This is a genomic window from Dietzia sp. SYD-A1 (assembly GCF_015356725.1).
Taxonomy (GTDB): domain Bacteria; phylum Actinomycetota; class Actinomycetes; order Mycobacteriales; family Mycobacteriaceae; genus Dietzia.
Window position 1 is genome coordinate 1 of record NZ_JADDKI010000069.1, and the last position, 4,119, is coordinate 4,119.

The window sequence follows — 4,119 nt, forward strand, 5'->3', positions numbered from 1 at the left end:
CCCCAGCGCCCACCACACCGGCGCAGACGCAGGTGTTACCCACCCTCGACTCCGCCCTGGGGCCCCAGCTGACCTCGCTGGTCGAGGCTCTGCGCCGGGACCTGGGGCTGACCCCCGAGCAGTTCCTGGACCAGGCCGGAATCGGCGAGCGCCTCGCCGAATCCCGGCCTCGGTGGGAGAAGGCGTTCCGCGACTCGTTCGGCGGCGTGTGGTTGGACGAGGAGGGCACCGGCCTGGTGGGCGTGGTCGCCGGCGAAGCGGGCGATCTGCTGCGCGCCGAGGCCACCGACGCCGGCTTCACCGTGCAGGACGTCGCGCTGACCACCGAGGAGCTCTCGGCCCGCGAGCGGCAGGTGAGCAAGATCGTCACCGACCTCCCCGAAGACCTCCGGGCACTGGTCACCGGGGTGCGGGTCGACCCCACCCGCAACGCCGTGGTCGTGTCCACCCGCGGCGGGGAGGCCGCCCAGCTGGGCAACCTCACCGCGCGACTGAAGGACCTCGCCGAGGTCGACATGACCGAGGCGCCCGACCCCGCGTGGGACACCGCACCGTTCGGCAGCGAGGACGGTGGGACCCAGTCCGAGGGCGCTCCGAACACGGCCGGGCTCGAACCCGCCACCACCCGCGCGGGCACACCGGGCCCGACGCTCGCCGGTGGCGACCCGGGATCCCTCGCCAGTCTCGCACTGCTCAACCAGACCGGTGTGATCCCCGAGGGCCCGATGCGCACCGTCGTCGAGCTGCTCGCCGGACTGACGCCGGGCACCGGCTCGATCATCGACGGGATGAGCCAGACGATGTCCGACCCCGTCGCCCCGGTCCCCCAGAACCAGACGCGCGCCGACGGTCCCGCTCCCACCGGGCCCATAGCCGGGGGCACCGCCTACTCCGTCGCCGTTCCGGGCGGGATCCTCGAGTGCTCGACCGGGTTCAACGGTGAGCTCGACGGCTCGCCCGTCGTCATCACCGCCGCGCACTGCGCCGGTGCCGACGGCACGCGCGCCGCACTCGCCGACGGCCAGGAGTTCGGCACCATGACGCGGACCCAACGCGACGGGATCGACACCGCGCTCGTGGCCGTCGACCCCGCGTTCGCCGACCGCTTCCGCACGAACCTGGTCGGCGCCGGTCCCGACACCACCCAGGCGATCACCGGTACCGCCGCACCCGTCGTCGGGCAGAAGGCCTGCAAGACCGGGTTCCGGACCGGCTTCTCCTGTGGCACCGTGTCCGAGGTCGGCGCGACGATCGACGTGGCCGGGTCCCGCACCATCGCCAACGCGTTCACGGTCGACCTCTGCGCCCTCCCCGGCGACAGCGGCGGCGTCGTGTTCTCAGGAGACAAGGCACTGGGGATCTCCAGCGCGTCCAACGTCGCCGAGACCGGGACCTGCGCCAACGCGGACGCGGTGGCCAGGGAGAACGGGTACGTCCCGCGCCTGTCGGCGGTCCCGATCGCCGACGTCATGGCCGCCCATCCCGGTCTGACACTGCGAACCAACTGACGCCACCAGCCTCGCGGGCCCCGTTCCCCGAGTCGAGTGCGCTCCACTTAGGGCGACCTCAACTCGGTGAACGGGGCCCGCGTGGCTTACCTTTAACGACAAGACCGTCGGCGGGCACCCCAGGGGTCGTCAGGTGCTCGTGCGTCGAGAAGTGCGACGAAAGGCCGCGAACCATGTCAGGCGTGACCATCACTCTCGGGACGATCGGTGTCCTGCTCAGCCTATTTGCCTGGGCCTCGTTCATCGGCGGCCTGTCGCGGATGGTGCGGAGCATCATGCTGGGGCAGAAGGACGGCTTCAACCGCGTGGGGCCCGTGTTCGCACGGATGAAGAACACGATCATCGAGGTCGGCGCCCACACCAGGATGGCCAGGAAGCGGTCGGTCGGCTTCTTCCACTGGTTCGTCATGATCGGCTTCATGCTCGGCTCGATCGTCTGGTTCGAGGCCTACATCCAGACGTTCAACCCCCGCGGCGGATGGCCCTGGCTGTCGCAGCAGTCCTGGTACCACGTGCTGGACGAGTTCCTGGGTCTGGGCACGGTCATCGGCATCACGGTGCTGATCATCATCCGCCAGGTCAATCAGCGTCGCAGCCTCAACCGGTTCAACGGTTCCGACCGCCGGGCCGCGTACTTCGTCGAGACCGTCGTCCTGCTCGAGGGTCTGGGAATGCTCTTCGTCAAGGCCGGCAAGCTCGCGCTCTACCGCGAGGACGGCCAGGACTTCAACTGGGCGCACGACTGGGTGTCCGGCCCCATCTCCACGGTCCTGCCGGCCAACGAGCTCATGGTGTCGATCTTCGCGCTGATCAAGCTGCTCACCGGAATGATCTGGCTGTACGTCGTGGGCCGCAACATCACCTGGGGTGTGGCGTGGCACCGCTTCTCGGCCTTCTTCAACATCTACTTCAAGCGCGAGGCCGACGGCCGCACCGCGCTCGGCGCGCTCAAGCCCATGACCATGGACGGCGAGGCGCTGACCATGGAGAAGATCGAGGAGCGCACCGAGGCGGACGAGGACTTCGAGCCGGTCCTGGGCGCGGGCGCGATCGAAGACTTCTCGTGGAAGGGCTGGCTGGACTTCTCCACCTGCACCGAGTGCGGACGCTGCCAGGAGCAGTGCCCCGCCTGGAACACCGGCAAGCCGCTCAGCCCCAAGCTGATGATCATGGCGCTGCGCGACCACGCCCACGCCAAGGCCCCGTATCTGCTCGCCGGTGGCAAGACCACGATGGGTGAGGAGACGGGACTCGTCGACGCCGAGGGCAACCCGGACGAGAAGAAGCTCGCAAGGATCCCCGAGGCCGCCCGCCTGGAGGCCCAGCGCCCGCTGGTCGGCCACACCACCGCCGACGTGTCCGACGACCCGACGGCCGCCGGCATCATCGACCCGGAGGCCCTGTGGTCCTGCACCACCTGTGGCGCCTGCGTCGAGCAGTGCCCGGTGGACATCGAGCACGTGGACCACTTCATCGACATGCGCCGCTACCAGGTGCTCATCGAATCGGAGTTCCCCACGGAACTCGCCGGCCTGTTCAAGAACCTGGAGAACAAGGGCAACCCCTGGGGGCAGAACAACTCGGGCCGCGACGAGTGGATGAAGTCCCTCGACTTCGACATCCCGGTCATCGGCTCCGACATCGAGGACTTCTCGGACACCGAGTACCTGTTCTGGGTCGGCTGTGCCGGAGCGTTCGAGGACCGCGCCAAGAAGACCACCCAGGCCGTCGCCACGCTTCTGCACACGGCCGGCGTGAAGTTCGCCGTCCTGGGCCAGGGCGAGACCTGTACCGGTGACTCCGCCCGCCGCGCGGGCAACGAGTTCCTGTTCCAGATGCTCGCCGAGCAGAACATCGAGACCATGAACAACGCCTTCGACGGTGTGCCCACCGGCCAGCGCAAGGTCGTCGTCACGTGTGCCCACTGTCTCAACGCTCTCAAGAACGAGTACGGCGACTTCGGCGGCGATTACCAGGTCGTCCACCACACGCAGTTGCTCAACCGCCTCGTGCGCGAGAAGCGGCTCGTGCCGGTCGCACCGATCGACGGTGGCGTCACCTACCACGACCCGTGCTACCTCGGCCGTCACAACAAGGTCTACGAGGCCCCGCGAGAGCTCATGGACGGTTCCGGTGTGACACTCACGGAGATGCCCCGCCACGGTCAGCGCTCCATGTGCTGTGGCGCCGGTGGCGCGCGCATGTGGATGGAGGAGACGGTCGGCAAGCGCATCAACATCGACCGCGTGGACGAGGCGTTGTCGACCAAGGCCACCAAGATCGCGACCGGCTGCCCGTTCTGCCGCGTCATGCTCTCGGATGGCGCGACCGCTCAGACCGACGGCACCGAGCAGGAGGGCCAGGTCGAGGTCGTGGACGTGGCCCAGCTGCTGCTGGAGTCCGTCACGCGCGACGGTGGCCTGCCTGAGCCTCGCGAAGCCGCGTGGCTGGAGCAGCCGAAGCGCGAGAAGACCGCGGCCGAGAAGGAGGCCGACGAGAAGGCGGCCCGGGACGCCGCGCCGGCCGAGTCCAAGACCGCTGTCGCCGAGCCCGCCTCGGCCCCGGACAACCCGGTCATCGACGAGGGCGAGGGCGCCGAGGTGGCCGCGGC

Annotated in this window: 2 protein-coding genes; both read left to right on the forward strand. The window is 69.2% G+C overall.

Features of this window, described 5'->3' with window-relative positions:
• A partial coding sequence (locus IY392_RS03635; RefSeq protein WP_194860523.1) for a S1 family peptidase occupies positions 1-1,508 on the forward strand: 1,508 nt, incomplete at its 5' end.
• A 173-nt stretch (positions 1,509-1,681) separates the two neighbouring features.
• Positions 1,682-4,119, forward strand: a 2,438-nt coding sequence (locus tag IY392_RS03640; RefSeq protein WP_194860524.1) for a (Fe-S)-binding protein, incomplete at its 3' end; no start/stop codon positions are given.